Source organism: Limnochorda sp. LNt (genome assembly GCF_035593265.1).
In the GTDB taxonomy this organism is placed as follows: domain Bacteria; phylum Bacillota; class Limnochordia; order Limnochordales; family Geochordaceae; genus Geochorda; species Geochorda subterranea.
Genome location: NZ_CP141614.1, coordinates 809,527 through 827,621, shown reverse-complemented (window position 1 = coordinate 827,621; position 18,095 = coordinate 809,527). Strand labels below are relative to the sequence as shown.

Here is an 18,095-nt window from a genome sequence, read left to right as displayed (position 1 = left end):
GTCCATCACGACTCGGTGCGGGCGTCCAGCGTGCCGGTCCGTCGGACCCGCCGCTGGGCCAGCCAGAGCCAGGCCAGGCCCGCCGATGTCCAGACGGCTGCGGCCAGTCCGAGCCTGGCCAGCAGCGCACCGTCCGATAGCGCACCCAGCGAGGCGCTGAAGTCGGAAGCCGACGGGCTCAACAGCCGCCGCATCGCCTCGAGCCAGTAGCTCTGGGGTAGCCATCGGGCGACGGCCTGCAAAGCCGGCGGCAGCACGTCGAGGGGGAAGATGGCGCCGCTCAACAGCAGCATGGCACCGCCGACGGCCTCGGAGTAGAACTGGCCGTTGCGGGTGGCGAGCATCGCCACGCCCGCCAGCCCCAGCCCCATGCCCGCCGTCGCGCCGAGCCCCAGGCCCAGTGCGACCAGACCGGGCCCCACCCATCGGGGCTCGACGGCCAGGGGCGCCCCCATGGCCCATCGGGCGAACGCGAGGAGCACGACGATGGAGAGCGCGGCGAGCACCAGCCTGGCCACGGCACGCCCCAGCAGGTACCAGACCATGCTGCGCCCCGCCAGGTAGACGTAACGGATGGTGCCGTAGAACTCCCGGTCCTCGATGACGCACCAGCTGGTGCCGGCCAGGACCTGGCCAATGGCCAGGAAGAAGGCGTTGCCCACCATCATCGCGGCGAAGAAGGGCGTGTCGGCCCGCCGCTGCACCACCAGGTAGATGACCGCCAGGATGAGGCTCTGGGCCAGTGGCTTGACGAGCACGTAGCCCGCGAAGAGAAAGGGCTCGGTCCAGTTGCTCTCCACCATCCAGCCGAGCCACGCTCCGCCCTTGAGCCCCCGCAGCGGCCGCGGCATCATTGCCACCTCAGGGTCAACCGCCCCTCCGCTCGGGCCCGCCGCTCCATCCAGGCCAGCACCCTCCACGCAGCCCATGTGAAAAGCGCCGCCAGCCCTGCCAGGATGGCCACCTCCACCCGCACCGGCAGCACGGCCATGGCCACCTCCGGGCCGTAGAGGCTCTGCCGCATCGCATCCAGCCCCAGGGTCAGCGGGATGACGGAGGCAGCCGCGGTGAGCCAGAAGCCCAGCGCCCGCACGGGGAAGTAGAAGCCCGAGGCCAGATAGACGGGCTCCTGCAGCATCAGCGACAGGTGCCAGGCCTCTCGCCCATGCACCAGGAAGAGCGAGGCCATCACCATGCCCAGTCCGTACAGCGCCACCATGGTGACGAGGAAGGCCCCCGCCAGCCCCACGGGGTCCTGCACGGCGAGCGGCACGTCGAACCAGAGGACAGCCGCCGCCACGATGGCCACGGCTCGCAACGTCGTCTGGATGAGGGCCCCCGTCGCCATCCCCACCAGGATGGCCATGAGAGGAGCGGGAGCGACGATGTAGGCCTCCAGGTTGCCGCTTTGCTTCTCCCAGAAGAGCTGGCTGGCCATGTTCCACAGGACGTTGAGCCAGTAGGCGGTCATGGCACCGCCCAGCGCGACGAAGGCCACGTACGTCTCCGGCGCGCCCAGGGCCCGGTAGACGTAGACGTAGCCCGCCGACGCCAGCACCGGCAACGCCACGTCGAAGAAGAGCCAGGAGAGCTCGCGGTTGGCGGCCACCGCCCGCACGTAGGCCCGAGCCCACGCGGCCCGCAGCGCACGTCGGGTCACGACGCGACCGCCTCCCCGTCGCCATCCAGCGGCCGGCCCACCAGCTTCAAGAAGACGTCCTCCAGGGTGGGCTCGGGCTTGTGGAGCTCCAGCACCCGGCAACCCGCCTCCTCCATGGCCGCCAGGACGCGGCCCACCCCCGAGTCGTCGCCGAGCTGCACCGTCACCTCCAGGGACCCGTCCGAGGGCCGGTGCCGGGTCGCCACCCGTCGTACGGCGGGATGGCCGGCCAGCAGCCGCTCCAGCATGCCTGCCCCGTCTCGGCCCTGCGCCCCGTCGACGCCCGTCTCGAGGCGAGGCGGCGTGGCGCGCAGCCGCAGCACCACCTCCGCACCCATCATCCGCTTGAGGGTGGCCGGAGTGTCGCAGGCCACGATCCGCCCGCGATCGATGACGGCCACCCGTTCGCACAGCTGCTCCGCCTCGAGCATGTAGTGGGTGGTGAGCAGCACCGTCCGCTGACCGGGCCGCTCGCCCACCCACTCCCTGACGAAGCCCCGGATGGTGCGCGCCACATTCACGTCGAGCCCCAGCGTGGGCTCGTCCAGGAAGAGCACGGCCGGGTCGCTGATGAAGCCCCGCGCGACGTTGAGCCGCTGGCGATAGCCGGTGGAGAGGCGGTTCATCCGGGCGTCGCGATAGGGCCACAAGCCGAAGGCCTGCATCAGACGGTCGGCCCGCCGGTGGGCCTCGGCCGACGGGATGCCGTACAGCTGCGAGAAGAGCCAGAGGTTCTCCCGCACCGTCAGGATCCCGTAGCCCGACACCTCGCCCCCGGAGACCATGCCGATGCGCTCCCGCACTTCGCCCGGCTGGTTGACGACATCCAGGCCCAACACGAAGGCCTGGCCCGAGGTGGGCAGCAGCAAGGTGGACAGGATCTTGATGAGGGTGGTCTTGCCCGCGCCGTTGGGGCCCAGCAGGCCGAAGATCTCGCCGGACCGCACCTGCAGCGTCACGTCGTCGAGGGCGACGACGACGGACGGCCTGGCACGATCGGCCTCCGGCCGGCGGTGCCGCAGGGGCCACGGCCGCCAGCCCCCACCGCTAGCAGTGAAACGGCGTCCCAGCGAGCGGGTCTCGATGGCCAGCCCGCTCTTCGGGATCGGGGTCGAAGACACTGACCGCGTCGCCTCCTCGCCCCCGGTGGCGGACACCCTGCCCGCTCACCGGGCCCGTCGGACGCGGGCCGATCTTCGCCCCTGCGGGCCGCTTCCCTCCGGAGGGCGGGACGTGCTCAGCCGGCGGTGACGGCGTGGCCGGCCTGGCGATGGCGGATCGCGTCGACGACACGCTGCAGGGCCAGGGCGAAGGCGGCCAGCCGGGCGTCCACGCCGAGTCGGCGAGCGGTCGCCCAGACCGCGTCGATGGCCCGCACCATGATCTCCTCCAGCCGGTCGTGCACCTGCCCCAGCTGCCACAGCTCGCCGCGGAGGTTTTGCAGCCACTCGAAGTAAGAGACGACCACCCCGCCCGCATTGGCCAGGATGTCCGGCACCACCACGACGCCGCGCTCCACCAGGCGGCGGTGGGCCTCCAGGGTCGTGGGTCCGTTGGCCCCCTCCACCACCATGCGAGCCCTTATGCGGTCCGCGTTGGCCGAGGTGATCTGGTTTTCGATGGCCGCGGGGATGAGGACGTCGACACCGAGCTCCAACAGCTCCGCGTTGGTCAGATGCCGCACCCCCGGCGCCGAGTAGGTGGCCAGCAGGTTGCCCGAGGCCCGGAGGTGACGCTCCACGTCGTCGAGGTCCAGCCCGCCCGGCCGCCAGACCGCGCCCGAGATGTCGCTGATGGCCTCGATGGCCAGGCCCGCCTCCGCCAGCCCCCGCGCCGCCCAGCGCCCCACGTTGCCGAAGCCCTGGACGGCCACCCGGATGCCCTGGCGCTCCCACCCCAAGCGCTCCAGCATCCGCAACGTCACGATGGCCACGCCCCGGCCCGTGGCCTCCCGCCTCCCCACGATGCCGCCGAGCGCCACGGGCTTGCCGGTGACGATGGCCGGCACGGGATGGCCCAGCGCGGCCGAGGCCGCGTCGGCGATCCAGGCCATGACCTGCTCGTTGGTGTTGACGTCGGGAGCCGGAATGTCGACCCTCGGCCCCAGGTTGGGCAGCATCATCAGGGTGTAGGCACGTGTCAGCCGCTCCAGCTCGGCCTTGGACAGCTCGGAGGGATCGACCTCGACGCCCCCCTTGGCCCCACCGAAGGGGATGTCGACCACCGCGCACTTCCACGTCATCAGGGCAGCCAGGGCGCGCACCTCGTCGAGCCCCACGTCGGGGTGGAATCGGATGCCGCCCTTGCAAGGGCCGCGCGCGTTGCAGTGCTGGACGCGATAGCCCCGGAAGACCCGCCATCGGCCGTTGTCCATCTGCACCGGCACCGAGACCGTCACCTCACGGTCCGGCACCGAGAGGCGCGCGACGAAGCCCTCGTCGATCCCGAGGCGCTCGGCGGCCTGCCGGATCATCGCCTCCGCCAGGCCTACCAACCCGACGTCGGCCGACGTCACCTGGCCGTCGCCTCGCGCCAGCCGACCGCGCGTCCGGCCCGCCGTCTCCAAGCCATCCCGCAAGGCGTACCCCGCCCTTCCATCCCCCGTGCGTCACGAACATTGTACCCCGTATACACGTCCCGCTACGAGAGGCCCTGCCCCTCGGGCTGGCCGATGCCGGCTCGGAGAGTCGCTTGGGGCTCGTTTGGATGGGGTGGTCGGCCTCGTGCTGAGGCACGCTCGACCGTGCAGCCGCCTACGTGCCCGCTCGCGCGGCCCACCGGCGCGCCAGGCGAATCTCGTCGGCGTACTGGTCCTCGTGCTCCACCGGCGTCTCGATGATCACGGGACGCGCCTGCAGCAGCGGGTGGTGGACCAGCTCCTGGAGCAACTCGCCCATCTGCCCCCGGCCCAGCAGCGCGTGACGGTCCACGTGCTCGCCCGGGCCAGCCTTGGAGTCGTTGAGGTGAATCACCTCGAGCTGCCGGGCGAACTCGGGACGCGTCACCTCTTGGATGAACCGTTCCCAGCCCCCGGGCTCGAGCAGCCCCGAGGCGAAGGCGTGGCAGCTGTCCAGGCAGAAGCCCACCCGCTGGTGGCTCGCCAGGGCCTCGCGGATGGCCAGCAGTTCGTCCACCGTGCGGCCCAGCTCGCTGCCCTGGCCCGCCGTGTTCTCCAGCAGCAGGCGGCAGGGGCCCTGGTAGCGCGTCATCACCTCGTCGATGGTCTCCACCATCCGTCGTACCCCGACCGCCTCGCCCTCGCCCAGGTGCTTGCCGCAGTGCACGATCAGCCACCGGGTCCCGAGGGCCTCGCATAGCTCCAGCTCGTTGACGATGGAGGCGATGGTGGTCTCCCGGAGCTTCGGGTCGCCGGTGGAGAGGTTGGTGACGTACGCCGAGTGGGCGACGGTGACCACCCCCGCGGCCCGGGCCGCCTCTGCCCCCCGGGCGGCCTCCTCCCGGTCGACGGGCTTCAGCCGATAGCTGCGCGGGTTCTTGGGAAAGTACTGGAACGCGTCGGCCCCCAGCCGACCCGCGTTTTGGACGGCGCGGGCGAATCCCTGTCCGGTGCTGAGATGACAGCCGATGATCATGTCGCGTCGACTCCTCCCGCGATCAGATCGACCACCAAAAGCTCCGGGGGGCAGCGCAGGCGCAGGGGCACGCCGATGGTACCCAGGCCCCGGTTGACGTAGAGCCAGTGGCCGCCGACCCGGCTCAGGCCCCGCACGTACCGATGGCGGTGGACCCAGCGCGCCCATACCGGCCCCAGCAACGGGAGGTCCACCTGTCCGCCGTGGGTATCCCCCACCAGGACCAGGCTCGGCTCGCTGCGGTCGACCCCGTGCTCGAGTACATGATAGCTGTGGGCCGCCAGCACGCGCAGGCGGGGCCGGGCATCCGGCCCCTCGGCCGCCGGCGAGGGGGCCCCACCATCCACGTCAGGCCGCCACCGTCGGGTCCTGGCATCCCACCGAGCCCGCACCACCGGCGGTTGCTCCAGCGCCTCCCCCAGCCGGTCGAGGCCGAGGTTGGGGGCGTCGACCCCGACCAGCTCCACCGGGCCTGCCGGTGTCACCAGGCAGGCCCGGCGGTTGACCAGCACCCAGGCCCCGGCACGCGCCAGGGCGCGGGTCAGGGCATGCACCACGCCGGGCAGTTCGTGGTCGTGGTTGCCCCAGACCAGGGCCACCTGCCAGCGGCGGGCCAGACCGACGAGGTAGTCCGCAGCCACACCCGGACGGGACGCCCGATCGATCACGTCGCCCGTGACCAGCACCAGCTGAGGGGACAGCTGCTCGAGCCGCGAGAGGGCGGCGCGGTGAGCGGACTCGGGACGGCGGTGCAGGTGCAGGTCCGACAGGTGCACGAGCCGCAGGCCCTGTGGAGGTGGAGGCTCAGCAGGTGGCATGCGGGCCGCGAGGCTGGCTCGACGCATGGGCACGGGCACCATCGAGAGGCGCCCGTCCGACCAGCGCACGCGCAGGTGCTCGACGACCGGATGGCGGGCCTCCCGGGCAGCCGCGACCACCGTCGCCGCCGCGGCGGCCGCCATCCCGCCCAGGAGCAGCCGGAGCCAACCCGCGCCGCCCGTCACCTCCCGCCGCTCACCCCGACGGTCGGCTCCGCCCCGCCTCGGGTGAGCCCGCGCAGAGCTCGCCAGTGCCCGCGGCTGCCCGGCGGGCTCTCCACACCTGCGTGGCTACGGCTGCCGCCAGCAGGGTGAAGCCCGCTGCATCCGTGGTCAACTTGGGGTCGATCATCATCAGACCCCCGACCAGGAACAGGACCCGCTCCCACAGCGCCAGCGTCGTCCGCAGATAGCCGCCCAGCGCCACCGCGACGGCGAACATGCCCGTGACCGAGGTGGCCAGGATCTGCAGAGTGTGGGCCAGCGTGACGTCCTGCAACAACAGCACCGGGGAGAAGACGAAGATGTACGGGATGAGGAACGCCCCGATCGCGAGTCGGGACGCCACCACACCCGTGCGCAGGGGGTTGCTGCCCGCGATCCCGGACCCGGCGTACGCGGCCAGGGCGACCGGGGGCGTGATGTCGGCTACCACCCCGAAGTAGAAGACGAACATGTGGGCCGCCAGCAGCGGCACGCCCAGCTGCAGCAGCGCCGGCGCCGCGATGGTGGACGTGATGACGTAGTTGGCCGTGGTCGGCACGCCCATGCCGAGCACCAGCGACGTCAGCATGGTGGCCACCATGGTCAGCAGCAGGTTACCCTGGGCGAGCTGCACGACCCCGCTCGCCAGCTTGAGCCCCAGACCCGTCAGCGTGATGACCCCGATGACGATGCCGGCCACGGCCGTCGCCATCACCACCCCCAGCGCCCCCCGAGCGCCCTGCTCCAGGGCCGCGAGGATCTCGCGCCCGCTCATGCGGGTCGAGGGATGGATCATGGCGACCCCGACGGAGAGGAGGATGCCGTAGAAGGCCGCCTTCATCGGCGTGCTCCCCTCCATCAGCAGCCAGATGATCCCCACCAGGGGCAGGATGAGATGGCCCCGGCTCTTGGCCACGCTCCACAGCCCCGGCAACTGGTCCCGGGCGATGCCGCGCAGCCCGATCCGCTTGGCCTCGTAGTGGACCGCGATGAAGATGCCGGTGAAGTAGAGGATGGCCGGCAGGATGGCCGCCTTGGCCACCTCGATGTAGGGGATGCCGGTGAACTCCGCCATCAGGAAGGCGGCGGCCCCCATGATGGGCGGCATGATCTGCCCTCCGGTGGAGGCGGCAGCCTCCACGGCCGCTGCGAACTCGGGCCGGTAGCCCAGGCGCTTCATCATGGGGATGGTGAGGCTGCCGGAGCCCACCGTGTTGGCCACCGAGCTGCCTGAGATGGTGCCCTCCAGGGCACTGGTGATGACCGCCACCTTGGCGGGGCCTCCCGATGCGAAGCCCGCCACCGCGTTGGCCAGATCGATGAAGAACCTGCCGATGCCCGTCTTCTCCAGGAACGCGCCCAGCAGGAGGAACAAGAAGATGAAGGTGGACGAGACGCCCAGAGGGATGCCGAAGATGCCCTCGGTGGTGAAGTACAGGTGGTTGGCCACCTGAGAGAGCGAGAAGCCCCGGTGCGCCAGGAAGCCCGGCAGGCTGCGCCCCAGCAGGGCGTACAGGATGAAAGCCGTGGCCACCAGCACGATGGGCAGGCCTACCACGCGCCGGGCCGCCTCCAGGACCAGCAAGACGGAGGCGATGGCCACCGCGACGTCGGTCGGGGTGGGCATCGCCGCCCGCAACACGATCTCCTGGTAGAAGACCACCAGGTATAGCGGCGCGGCCGCCCCGGCCACCGCCAGCACCATGTCCCACCAGGGCAGGCTCCGGCGGTCGCCTCGCCGCCGAGCCGGGTAGAGCAGGAAGACCAGGCTCATGCCGAAGGCGAGGTGCACGGCCCGTTGCAGGCGTGCCTCGAGCACGCCGAAGGCGGCCGTGTAGAGTTGAAAGAGGGAGAAGGCGATGGCCAACGCGGCGATGGCGCGCCCGATCCACCCGGCCAGCCGCCGGTAGGCCGACTCCACGTCGTAGCGCGCCAGCAGCTCTTCGAGATCGGCCGGGGCGTCCGGCTCCTGGCGCCGGCTGGTCGCCCGCTCATCCATCCGGGGATTCCTCCGTTTCGGCCCCGCACCCGGGCGCCAGGATCAGCGCCCCTCGATCCGCGGGCAAGGGGATGTGGCGGCCGTCCGGCAACCACAACGCATGCTCGGTCAGAGGGAGCACCCCGAGCACGAGGTTGTCGAGGATCTGCTGCGACGAGACGGTCAACACGGGGCCATCGACTCCCTGCCCGATCTGGCCCTCGACGGGCAACCCGGCCCCCAGCGATCGGTACGCCATACCCTCCATCACCAGCACGCCCGCCGGCGCCCCGGCGTTGTCGCCCTCGGTGCCGCAGGCCACCCGCCACCGCTCCAGGACCCACGTGCGCTCGACCGAGTGGCGATAGACCAGGGCAAAGGCACCGTCCCCGACCGTCAGGGCGACGCGCAGCAGGACCGGACCCTCGGGATACTGGCGCACCGACAACGATGGCCGGCCCCCGCCGGACGGAGGCCCCTGGGACGCCGCTACGGCGCTCGCCTCACCCCACCCATCGGCGTAGGCCCCGGCGGCCACGAGCAGGCACGCCACCGCCGCTGCCAGCCACGTGGCGCGTGCCGGGGCCACTCCGTTCGACCCCGGCGCGCGCCTCCGATCCCGCCGGGCGGCGCCGATTACGGCGCCACCTCCCGGTAGTACCGCTCCGCGCCCGGATGCAGGGGGATGGACATCCCGTCCCGGGCGGTCTCGACGCTCACATCGGCCCCTCGGGCGTGCGCCTGCGCGAGGCGGGCCAGGTTGCCGAACATGGCGCGGGTCAGCTGGTAGACCAGCTCCTCCGACAGGTCGGTGCGCGCCACCAGCATCGCCTTGACCGCCACCGTCACGACGGCCTCCTCCTGGCCGCGGTACGTGCCGGCTGGGATGGTCACCTGGGTGTAGAACGGATAGCGCTGGGCCAGACGCTGGGCCAGGTCGCCGCCGATGGGCACGATGACCACGTCACGCTGGACGGCGATGTCCTGGATGGCCGCAGTGGGGATGCCGGCCGTCACGAAGGCGGCGTCGATGTGGCCGTCGCGAAGGTTGGCGGCCGCCTCCGCGAAGGAGAGGTAGCGCGCCGCGATGTCACGATAGGTGAGCCCCGCCGCCTCCAGGATCTGCCGAGCGTTGGCCTCGGTGCCGCTGCCGATGTCGCCCACGGCCACCCGCTTGCCCCGCAGGTCGTCGACCGACCGGATCCCCGACGCCCGCGACGCCACCAGCTGAATCACCTCGGGATACAGCGTCGCGATCCCCCGCAGGCTGTCGACCTTGCGCCCCTGGAACATCTCGGTGCCGTTGGCCGCGTAGAAGGCGATGTCGTTTTGGATGAGGGCCAGCTCAGCCTGCCGCTGCACCAGGAGGTTGACGTTGGCCACCGAGGCGCCCGTCGCCTGGACCGACGCGTTGACGCCCGGCACGTGCTGATTGAAGATCTCGGCCAGTGCCCCGCCCAGCGGGTAGTAGACGCCCGCGGTCCCTCCGGCGGCGACCGTGACGAACTCGGCGGCCTGGGCACCGCTGCCCACCAGGCAGGCCATCAGCAGGCCCATCCCCCATGCCATGCGTGCGAGCCGCGATCTCACCGCTTTCTCATCCCCTTTCCGAGCGATGCACGAGACCGGCCAACCAGACAGAAGCAGGACTCTCTCCGATTTCGATCGATGACGGGGTCGTTCCTTGTGGAAAGTGACGCGGAGGGCTCGCAACGGCATCCACAGGGGGGACGGCATCAGGACCGGGTGGGTCGGGCCGCGTCGCCGTCGCCTCGCTCCGTGGGCTCGGTCCCCTTGCCCGCCCGTCCGTTGATGGCGGGCACGGCGACGGCCTGACGGGAGACGGGCACCAGACGTCCCGCCCCTGTCAGGTGGACGGCGTCCAGCGAGACCAACACGGCCCTGCCCCAGTTGGTCAGCTCGGCGTGGCGCAGCTCCCACTGAGGGCTCGCCCGGCGGGGATTGCGCAGGAAGACCACCACGAGACCGGCACGGCAGAGGGCCAGGGCGCCGTCCAGCACCTCTTGGGGGCCGTGTCCGGCGCGCTGCTCGTCACGCGCCACGAGCCGCAGGGGGCGCCCCTCCACCAGCGACCGTGCGACCCGCCGGGCCATGGTATGGACCGGCGGAGGCACCACGGCCGACAGCTCCTCCAGGGTCAGCTTGCAAAGCCCCCTCATCTGGCGGCCGATGGGGACCGTCGAGAGCGCGACCAGCTCGTCGTCCCGGGTGACCAGGTGCTGGTCACGCACCAGGTAGGCTCCGTCCTGTCGCCAGGAGAGCCAGATCTTGTCGGGGAAGTCCGGGCCCTTGGGAGAGGGCACGATGCCACGATGCCTCCTCGGGGCGGCGCGCAGCGCCACCCGTCAACTACCGTTATTATAGGGCCAAGTAGAGGAGCGACGCCTCATGGCCAGGGTCCGTGCCGTCATCATCGCCGTCGATGAGCTCCTGTCCCCGGATCGCCCCGTCGCGCACTCCGACCGCCTGGCCGCGGCCGTCGGCGCCCTCGCCGGGTGGTGCCGGGTCTGGGTGGTGGGCGCGACCCCCCTCCCTCTCCCGCCGGAGGTCGCGCCACGCATCCAGCGGGCCTCGAATCTGCAGGATGTGGCGTCGCTGCCCGACCTGGCCTCGGGTGAGCGTGCCGACATCCTGGTGGTGGGAGCCCATCCGCGCGCCTCCGTGCGATTCGGCAACGCTCGCTCATGGAGCACCGCCCTCGTGGCTGCCGACGGCCCCCCAGCCCAGTCGGACGGTCTCGACGAGGCGCCCGACTTCATCCTGCCCGACGTCGAGGACCTTCCCCATCTCGTGGCGCGCATCGAGCGGGACGAGGCCGACTTCGAGGGGGTCGAGTGACTCCATCGCGTGCGAACGAGCCCGAACGAGCGCGAACGCGATCGGACGAGCCCGGTGGTCGCCGTGACCTTGCGGCTCACGGCGCCTCACGGCCCCATTCGCCGCCTCCCTGGGCCCGCATTGCGGCGGATGCCCGGCGTGCTAGAGTGGTGCCAGAAATCGAGATTCCACGAGCGGCGGCGCCACGACAGCGACGAGGCGGTCAAGGGCGAGGCCCCCGCCGGGGAGGAGGTGCGGCAGCCGTGGAGAAGAAGCCGGCCAAGGAGACCAAGAAGCCCGCTCCGGAGAAGAAGACCAAGTGAGGACGACAGGCGCCCGGCCTCTGGCCGGGCGCCTTCACATTCCACGGCTTCGTTGGGCGATGCGCTGCCTCGGTCTCTCAGCGCCGCCACCCGCGACCCATCATGTGCATTCCGGCGCCGCCCCGCGGGCCCACGCCCCAGCCGTCCCAGGCACGCCGCGGGCCGAGGCCCAAGCCCCCGTACGCACTCAGCTGGCTGCGCTGCTCGTCAGTCAGCACCCCGTGGATGTCCAGCAGCATCTGCAGCTGGATCTCCTGCAGCTTGCCCTGCAGCTCGTGGATGCGCCCCGCCAGGTCCTTTACCTGTTGGGCGTCGATCTGGGCCCTCCGCAAGGCCAGCGCCAGCTGCTGGCGCAGCGTGTAGAGTTCGCCCTGGATGGGGATGGCCTGCTGGTACGCCTCCTGCCGGATCTCGGCGATCCGCTGGAGCTGCTCGGCGCTGAGGTCGAGGGCGGCCAGCCCACCCCGCGGCGCGGCCAGCGCGGGGGCTGCCTTCGGGGCCGACGACGCCTCGGGCGACTCGGCCAGCACCACCATGGAGGCCGCCACCACGGCCACGAGCAGCGTCACCCCCGGCACCAGCCACCGTCGTCCCCCTCGCCTCGCTCGATGCTCGCCGCTCATCTCCTCACGACCCCCTTCGAGAGACCACCTGGTTGGGAGAGCGGCCGTCTCGCGGACGGCTCGTCTCGCCCCCACTGTGCCACGGCCGTGCGCGAAAAGCCGTGAAGGAATCGTGAAGATCTCCTGCAGGAGTGACCACCGCCTCTTCACTCGTAGCGCAGCGCCTCCACCGGGTCGAGCCGTGAGGCTCGCCGGGCCGGGTAGATGCCGAAGAAGATGCCCACCGCCATGGAGAAGCCGATGGCGAGCACGATGGACTGGCTGGAGACGACGAAGGGGAAGCCCAGCGCCCGCGACAGCGCCCAGCCGCCCGCCCACCCGGCCAGCAGCCCCACGACGCCGCCGACGACGCTCAGGGCCGTCGACTCCGCCAGGAACTGCCGCAGGATGTCGGCGCGGCGCGCGCCGATGGCCATGCGGACGCCGATCTCGTGCGTGCGCTCGGCGACCGCCACCAGCATCACGTTCATGATGCCGATGCCGCCCACCAGCAGAGCGATGCCCGCGATGGCCCCCAGCAGCAGGGTCATGGTACCGGTGGCCTGACTCACCGCGTCCAGGAGGGCCTGCTGGCTCGCCACCTGGACGATGCCGGCCTCGCCGAGCCGGCGGTCGAAGAAGAAGGTGACCTGGGCCACCGCGTCGTCGACGTCGACCCCCGGCTTGGTCTGGGCCAGGTAGGAGCCCATCCGGTTGGGCACCAGCCCACGGGCCACCAGGGTCTGGGCCGGGACGTAGATCTGCCGGTCGAAGTTGGAGAAGAAGAGGGCGCCCTTGGGCTCCATGACCCCCACCACGACCCCCGCGACGGGACGGCCTCCGAAGACCAGCGTGATGTCGCGCCCCACCGGCACCTCCCCGCCGAAGAGATCCTGGGCCACGCCGAAGCCCAGCACGACGGCCATCCTGCGCTCGCGCCCGTCCCGGGGCTGCACGAATCGACCCGCGACGGGGCGGTAGTTGAGCAGCGACGCGTACGCCTCCCCCACACCCATGACGCTGACCGACAGGTTGCTGGCCCCCACCACCAGCGTGGCCCGGCTCTGTACGAGCCCCGTGGCGGCCGAGACGGCCGGCGCCGCGAGCGGCAGCTCGTCGGCCAGCTCCATGGTGAGCCCCGACAGCTGCTCCTGCGAGACCCGCCCGCCGGAGGCGGTGCGGGCCGAGGGCATGATGGTCAGCAGGTTGGAGCCGAGCGACGTCAGTTGTGACTGGATCTGGGCCGTCGCCCCCTGCCCCACGGAGACCAGCGCGATGACCGCGGCCACCCCGATGACGATCCCCAGCACCGACAAGAAGGATCGGAGCCCGCCCGCCCGGATGCTGCCGAAGGCGACCCCGATCAGCTCCCGCATCCTCACGGAACGGCCCACCTCCCCTCTGGCGGCGCGGAGGCGCCCCCGTCGTACTCCACCCGGCCGTCACGCACCCGGATCAACCGGCGAGCCCGGTGCGCGATGCCCATGTCGTGCGTCACCAGGATCACGGTGCGCCCCTGGGCGTTGAGCTCCTCGAGCAAGGCCAGCACCTGCTCGCCGTTGGCCGAGTCCAGGTTGCCGGTGGGCTCGTCGGCCAGGATGAAGGCCGGGTCGTTGACCAGTGCCCGGGCGATGGCGACGCGCTGGCGCTCGCCGCCCGAGAGCTCCTGGGGTCGGTGTCGCACGCGGTGCGCCATGCCGACCTGGCTCAGCACCTGGAGCGCACGCTCCCGCCGCCGAGCCGGTGGCAGGCCGGCATAGATGAGGGGCCACTCGACGTTGCGCAGCACCGTCTCACGCGGCATCAGATGGAAGGACTGGAAGACGAATCCGATGCGCCGGTTGCGAAGGGCCGCCAGGCGCGGCTCGCTGAGCCGGGTGACGTCCTGCCCCTCGATGAGGATCTTGCCCGACGTCGGGCGGTCCAGGCAGCCCAGCAGGTGCATCAGGGTCGACTTGCCCGACCCGGACGGCCCCGTGATGGCGACGTACTCGCCGGGTGCGACGGTCAGATCGACGTCACGCAGGGCCACCACGGCGCTCTCGCCGCGCCCGTAGACCTTGCTGACGCCCTGCAGCCGGATGGCGGCCGTGCCGTCGCCGTTGCCCGGCACCAGGCCCGCTCGACGCGCCGTCACCGGTCATCGCCCCACCGGCCGGGCGTCGAGGCGAAACGTGGTCCCCGGCCCGCCCGGAGGTCCGCCCGAGCTGGGGTTGCTCCCCGCGAGCCGCCGGTACACCTCGTAGTTGGTCGCCAGCACCCGGTCGCCCTCGCGGAGGCCCGAGCGCACCTCGACGAATCGCCCGTCGCTGACGCCCAGCTCCACCGGGGTCAGCACGATGGAGCCGTCCACCACCCGGCTCACCAGGGCCCGACCCCCCGTCTCCACCACGGCCTCCTCGGGCACGGCCAGCACGCCGTCGGCTCGCGCCACCTCGATGCGGGCCGTGGCGGTCATGCCCGGCAAGAGCTCGTCTCGCGCCTCACGGAGCCGCACCACCACGTCGAAGAGCACCAGGTCCCCCTGGCTGCGCCCGGCCGGCGTGAGCCGCTCCACCTCGCCCTCCAGGGCGAGATCAGGGTAGCCGCGTACCGTGACGACGGCCGCCTGCCCCTGCCGGACGTAGGGCAGGTCCACCTCGTCCACCGACACCTCGACCCGCAGCGCCGACAGGTCGACCAGCCGCACCACGGCCTGGGACGCCGAGACGTGCTCGCCCGCCTGCGCGTCGACGCTGACGACGACGCCGTCGAACGGTGCCACCAGCCGCGCGCCCTCCAGGTCCTGGCGCGCCGCCTCCATGGCCAGACGGCTCTCCTCCACCTGGGCGGAGCCTTGCTCCAGACGCGCCTGCTCGTAGGCGTTGCGGGCCCGCACGTAGGCCAGGCGCAGGGACGTGTCGTCGAGCTCGGCCAGGAGGTCGCCCTGCTGGACCCGGTCGCCCACCCCCACGTGGACCGCCTCCAGGCGCCCTCCCACCCCGAAGGAGAGGGTCACGTCGCGTTCGGAGGTGATGGTGCCGGTGGCCTCCACGTAGCGGCGGATGTCCACGCGCTGCACGGGCACGGCCTGCACCCCCGCCTGCGAGGCGAGTCTCAGGAGAGCACGTCCCTCCTGCTGCACCACGGCCTCGGCCTCGCCCCTGACCGCCGCCCCGGCTGGCGGTCGTACCGAGCCGGCCGTACTCCCCTCGGCCCGGCGAGCTGCCAGCCACCACCAGGTGCCGACGCCGCCTGCGGCCAGCACGACCGCGGCGATGACGGACCAGTGGAGCGCCCGCCCCAACACGCGTCGCTGCGCCACGTCACCGACCTCCCTCTACCGGCGTGGACCCGGGCCCCCAGCCGGGCGTCAGCTCCGACAGGAGCTGCTGCCAGGCCTGTCGCAACGTCTCGGCCGCCTCGAGCAGGTCGAGCGCCGCCTGCGACCGCCCCAGGTCGGCCTGCTCCAGCTGGGCGGCCGAAGCCACACCCCGCTCGTAGCGTCCTCGTGCCGCCTCCCACGTCAGCTCGGCCAGCTCCAGCTCCATCCGGGCCGAGGCCAGCTGGAGGATGGCGCTACCCACCTCGTCCCAGCGGGCAAGGGCCTCGCGCCGCACCTGTGCCTCGGCGTCCGCGACGGCCTGCTCCGCGTCGCGCACCGCCCGTGCCGCGTCGGCCTCGTCCAGTCGCCGAGCTCCCCCGTCGAAGGGGTCGAGGCTGGCGGTCAGGGAGAGCGTCAGCTGCTCCGCCGACGATCCTCGCTGCGTCGTCCGGGACCAGGCCGCCCCCACGGTGGCTCCTCCCACGCGCTGCCTCACCGCGTTCAGCCGACGGCGCGCCAGCTCGAGCTGCTGGCGTGCATGGGCCACCTCGACGGAGCCGGCCACCAGCCGCTCCAGCACCTCCTCGGGCAGCGGCGGGATCCCCCTCATGACCCCGCCGGACGGCTCCTGCTCCGGCACGACCGCAGGCAGCCCTGCGGTCCCGGCCGAAGCGGTCAGGTCGTCCAGGATGGTCCGAGCCGTGCGTCGGGCTAGGTCGACGAGCTCGTCGCCCCGAGGCAGCGCGGGCAGCCGGTCGGCGGTGACCCCCAGCTGCCGCTCGATCCCCGAGAGCGTCGCCAGGGCCTGGTGCGCGGCCAGCGCCGCCGACTGGGCGGCCGAGCGGGCCTCCAGCACGGCCTCCTCGCTCACCAGGCCCGCGGCGCGCTGCTCCAGGGTGCGGGCCAGGTCGCGCTCGGCGGCGTCCAGGCGCTGGCGTGCGATCTCGAGCCGGGCCCTGCCCAGCCTCGCCTGCTGGTAGAGCCGCTCCCCCTCGAGCCGGGCCTGGTCGATGGCCGTCTCCAGGGCCCGTCGGGCCTGGTCCAGGGCCAGTCGGGCCTGCTCGGCGTCGAGGTTGCGCGGCTGGGATCCCGGCGGCGGCCACAGCGTCCAGGAGGCTTCCAGCGAGAGAACGGTGGACGTCTCCCGTGAAGACGAGCCCGTGCTCGGGTCCTCCCTCCCGCTCCCGTGCCACGCTTCGGCCTGCAGCGAGAGCGGCGCCACGGGGGCCCACGTCAGCGTCACCCCACCGTTGGCCACCGAGGGCGGCTCGCGGACCCCGCCGTAAGCGGTGGCCCTCGTCAGGGCCGACGCGCCCAGGGAGGGGGCCGACGCCACCCGCGTCTTGCGCTCGTAGTCGGCCTGGGCCGTCTCGAGCCGGGTCCGGGCCTCTCGCACGGACGCGTGCGAATCCACGTACGCCTCCACCACGGCCTCCATCGAGAGCGCCGGCTGCTCCTGCGCCCCGGCCACGCCCGGCCCGCCCGCTGCCAGCAGCCCGGCGACGGCCAGCAGCGGCATCCATCGGGTCTTCATCGCGTCGAGCCAGCTTCCCCCGTCGCCACGCCCATGGCCTCGGCCGTGGACGGGCCCAGGCCGGGCTCCTCGCCCAGCAGGCGGCGCAGCTCCACCAGACGGGTCAGGTACTCTTGGACAGCCGTCAGATATCCCCGGTGAGCCTGCAGGGCGGCCACCTCGGCCTGCATCACGGCCTGCGCCGTCTTGAGCCCGGCCTGTTGCTGCTGGCGCACGGCGTCGAGACGCTGCTGCTCGAGGCGCACCGCCGCCTCGGCCAGCTCCAGCCGCCGGGCGGCCGTCGCGGCACGCGCCAGCGCGCTGCGCACCGAACGCTCCAGGTCGAGCCGGGCCTGGCGCCGCTGCAGCTCGGCGCTCTGCACGGCCTGCTCCCGCGCCGTCACGTCCATGGCGGGCGCCTGCTCGGCCTGGGCCTGCTGGAGCTGCTTGCGGGCGATGTCGACGGCCTCGTCGTGCCACGTCATCAGGTCGCTGCGGGTGAGGGCCGCGGCCACGGCCTCGTCGGTGTCGAGCACCGGCAGGCGCGGCAGGTCCTGGGGGAGCTGCAACGCATCGACCGACGGCATGGTCTCGGGATAACCCAGCGCCGCGGCCAGCTGCCCCACTGCCTCCTCCAGCGAGATGCGGGCCTCGGCCAGGTCCTGCTGCGCCGTCCGCGCCGCATGGCGAGCATCTTCCAGGTCGAGGGGGCCCAGCATGCCTGCCCGGGCCTTCTCCTGGGCGGCGTCGAGGGCGGCCTCGGCGATGCGCTGCTGCAACTCGGCCACCCGTACCCCGTTGGACGCGGTCAGCACCCCCAGGTAGGCGCCGACCACCGAGGAGACCGCCTGGAAGTGGCTCTCCCGGAAGTCGTGCTCGGCCCGGCGCAGCTCGTTGCGCGCCATCTGCTCGGCCAGGGGGGATCCGGAGAGCAGGTTGTCGGCCATGGCTCGCTCGAAGTCGAGCTTCGCCCCGGCCAGCTGGATGCGCGCGATCTCGAGGGCCGGCCCGGTGACGGCCAGTGCGATGGCCTGCTCCAGGCTGACGGCCCCGGCGGGCGACGCCGTCTGGGCCAGAGCGAGGATGCCGGGCGCTGCCAGCGACAGGATCACCGCCAGCGCGGCGACCCCCCCGGCGATGCCCCGCGGGGGCTGGCAAGTGGCGAAGACGTTGGCAGGCACGTGGTTCCCTCCCCACTCGACGGTTGACCCACCCGATCTCTACCAGAGAGGCCGAAGCGAATTCATGAAGGAAGTGTGACA

Annotated in this window: 17 protein-coding genes; 1 reads left to right on the top strand and 16 read right to left on the bottom strand. The window is 72.3% G+C overall.

All coding sequences use genetic code 11. From position 1 onward, the window contains the following. Positions 1-5: 5 nt before the first annotated feature. The 10 genes from VLY81_RS03875 to VLY81_RS03830 all read right to left on the bottom strand — a co-directional run bounded on the left by VLY81_RS03875 (position 6) and on the right by VLY81_RS03830 (position 10,577). Positions 6-854: an ABC transporter permease gene (locus VLY81_RS03875; protein WP_324669715.1), complete on the bottom strand. Its 849-nt coding sequence runs from the start codon at positions 852-854 to the stop codon at positions 6-8. After that, complete coding sequence (locus VLY81_RS03870; protein WP_324669714.1) at positions 851-1,660, bottom strand: ABC transporter permease; 810 nt, start codon at positions 1,658-1,660, stop codon at positions 851-853. The genes VLY81_RS03875 and VLY81_RS03870 overlap by 4 nt, the downstream gene beginning before the upstream one ends. Then, positions 1,657-2,781: an ABC transporter ATP-binding protein gene (locus tag VLY81_RS03865; protein WP_324669713.1), complete on the bottom strand. Its 1,125-nt coding sequence runs from the start codon at positions 2,779-2,781 to the stop codon at positions 1,657-1,659. Before VLY81_RS03865 ends, VLY81_RS03870 begins: the two co-directional genes overlap by 4 nt. Positions 2,782-2,897: 116 nt before the next feature. Continuing rightward, positions 2,898-4,133 carry a Glu/Leu/Phe/Val family dehydrogenase gene (locus VLY81_RS03860; RefSeq protein WP_405001323.1) on the bottom strand — a complete coding sequence of 412 codons (1,236 nt, stop codon included), beginning with the start codon at positions 4,131-4,133 and terminating at the stop codon, positions 2,898-2,900. A gap of 280 nt (positions 4,134-4,413) precedes the next feature. Further along, positions 4,414-5,253, bottom strand: a complete 840-nt coding sequence (locus VLY81_RS03855) for a deoxyribonuclease IV (RefSeq protein ID WP_324669711.1) — start codon at positions 5,251-5,253, stop codon at positions 4,414-4,416. Further along, complete coding sequence (locus VLY81_RS03850; protein WP_324669710.1) at positions 5,250-6,257, bottom strand: metallophosphoesterase; 1,008 nt, start codon at positions 6,255-6,257, stop codon at positions 5,250-5,252. The genes VLY81_RS03855 and VLY81_RS03850 overlap by 4 nt, the downstream gene beginning before the upstream one ends. Positions 6,258-6,267: 10 nt before the next feature. After that, positions 6,268-8,274, bottom strand: coding sequence for a TRAP transporter permease (locus VLY81_RS03845; RefSeq protein WP_324669708.1), 2,007 nt, complete (start codon positions 8,272-8,274; stop codon positions 6,268-6,270). Beyond that, positions 8,267-8,842, bottom strand: a complete 576-nt coding sequence (locus VLY81_RS03840; protein WP_324669707.1) for a DUF1850 domain-containing protein — start codon at positions 8,840-8,842, stop codon at positions 8,267-8,269. Before VLY81_RS03840 ends, VLY81_RS03845 begins: the two co-directional genes overlap by 8 nt. Before the next feature lie 47 nt (positions 8,843-8,889). Further along, positions 8,890-9,822 carry a TAXI family TRAP transporter solute-binding subunit gene (locus VLY81_RS03835; protein WP_405001322.1) on the bottom strand — a complete coding sequence of 311 codons (933 nt, stop codon included), beginning with the start codon at positions 9,820-9,822 and terminating at the stop codon, positions 8,890-8,892. 167 nt (positions 9,823-9,989) lie between these two features. After that, positions 9,990-10,577 carry a hypothetical protein gene (locus VLY81_RS03830; protein ID WP_324669705.1) on the bottom strand — a complete coding sequence of 196 codons (588 nt, stop codon included), beginning with the start codon at positions 10,575-10,577 and terminating at the stop codon, positions 9,990-9,992. Between the two features lie 85 nt (positions 10,578-10,662). Here VLY81_RS03830 and VLY81_RS03825 point away from each other — a divergent pair, with 85 nt between their 5' ends. Continuing rightward, positions 10,663-11,112 carry a hypothetical protein gene (locus tag VLY81_RS03825; RefSeq protein ID WP_324669704.1) on the top strand — a complete coding sequence of 150 codons (450 nt, stop codon included), beginning with the start codon at positions 10,663-10,665 and terminating at the stop codon, positions 11,110-11,112. A gap of 379 nt (positions 11,113-11,491) precedes the next feature. Here the strand turns inward: VLY81_RS03825 and VLY81_RS03820 are convergent, their stop codons facing one another. The 6 genes from VLY81_RS03820 to VLY81_RS03795 form a co-directional block, all read right to left on the bottom strand. Further along, on the bottom strand, positions 11,492-12,037 hold the full coding sequence (locus VLY81_RS03820) for a Spy/CpxP family protein refolding chaperone (RefSeq protein WP_324669703.1): 546 nt from the start codon (positions 12,035-12,037) through the stop codon (positions 11,492-11,494). A gap of 146 nt (positions 12,038-12,183) precedes the next feature. Continuing rightward, positions 12,184-13,392 carry an ABC transporter permease gene (locus VLY81_RS03815; RefSeq protein ID WP_324670334.1) on the bottom strand — a complete coding sequence of 403 codons (1,209 nt, stop codon included), beginning with the start codon at positions 13,390-13,392 and terminating at the stop codon, positions 12,184-12,186. 2 nt (positions 13,393-13,394) lie between these two features. Then, the gene (locus VLY81_RS03810) at positions 13,395-14,132 is read right to left on the bottom strand and encodes an ABC transporter ATP-binding protein (RefSeq protein ID WP_405001321.1); all 738 of its coding nucleotides are present in this window, start codon (positions 14,130-14,132) and stop codon (positions 13,395-13,397) included. 24 nt (positions 14,133-14,156) lie between these two features. Beyond that, positions 14,157-15,320, bottom strand: a complete 1,164-nt coding sequence (locus tag VLY81_RS03805; RefSeq protein ID WP_324669701.1) for an efflux RND transporter periplasmic adaptor subunit — start codon at positions 15,318-15,320, stop codon at positions 14,157-14,159. Position 15,321: 1 nt separating this feature from the next. After that, positions 15,322-16,854 (bottom strand): TolC family protein, encoded by a 1,533-nt coding sequence (locus VLY81_RS03800; RefSeq protein ID WP_324669700.1) that lies wholly within the window; start codon positions 16,852-16,854, stop codon positions 15,322-15,324. Beyond that, positions 16,851-18,014 (bottom strand): TolC family protein, encoded by a 1,164-nt coding sequence (locus VLY81_RS03795; protein WP_324669699.1) that lies wholly within the window; start codon positions 18,012-18,014, stop codon positions 16,851-16,853. The genes VLY81_RS03800 and VLY81_RS03795 overlap by 4 nt, the downstream gene beginning before the upstream one ends. Between the last annotated feature and the right edge of the window lie 81 nt (positions 18,015-18,095).

What these genes read in the sequence shown, in the direction of transcription:
- VLY81_RS03835 (WP_405001322.1), bottom strand. Translation starts at nt 9,822, where the DNA reads ATGGCATGGGGGATGGGCCTGCTGATGGCCTGCCTGGTGGGCAGCGGT.
- VLY81_RS03820 (WP_324669703.1), bottom strand. Translation starts at nt 12,037, where the DNA reads ATGAGCGGCGAGCATCGAGCGAGGCGAGGGGGACGACGGTGGCTGGTG.
- VLY81_RS03815 (WP_324670334.1), bottom strand. Translation starts at nt 13,392, where the DNA reads ATGCGGGAGCTGATCGGGGTCGCCTTCGGCAGCATCCGGGCGGGCGGG.
- VLY81_RS03825 (WP_324669704.1), top strand. Translation starts at nt 10,663, where the DNA reads ATGGCCAGGGTCCGTGCCGTCATCATCGCCGTCGATGAGCTCCTGTCC.
- VLY81_RS03855 (WP_324669711.1), bottom strand. Translation starts at nt 5,253, where the DNA reads ATGATCATCGGCTGTCATCTCAGCACCGGACAGGGATTCGCCCGCGCC.
- VLY81_RS03875 (WP_324669715.1), bottom strand. Translation starts at nt 854, where the DNA reads ATGATGCCGCGGCCGCTGCGGGGGCTCAAGGGCGGAGCGTGGCTCGGC.
- VLY81_RS03845 (WP_324669708.1), bottom strand. Translation starts at nt 8,274, where the DNA reads ATGGATGAGCGGGCGACCAGCCGGCGCCAGGAGCCGGACGCCCCGGCC.
- VLY81_RS03860 (WP_405001323.1), bottom strand. Translation starts at nt 4,133, where the DNA reads ATGATCCGGCAGGCCGCCGAGCGCCTCGGGATCGACGAGGGCTTCGTC.
- VLY81_RS03800 (WP_324669700.1), bottom strand. Translation starts at nt 16,854, where the DNA reads ATGAAGACCCGATGGATGCCGCTGCTGGCCGTCGCCGGGCTGCTGGCA.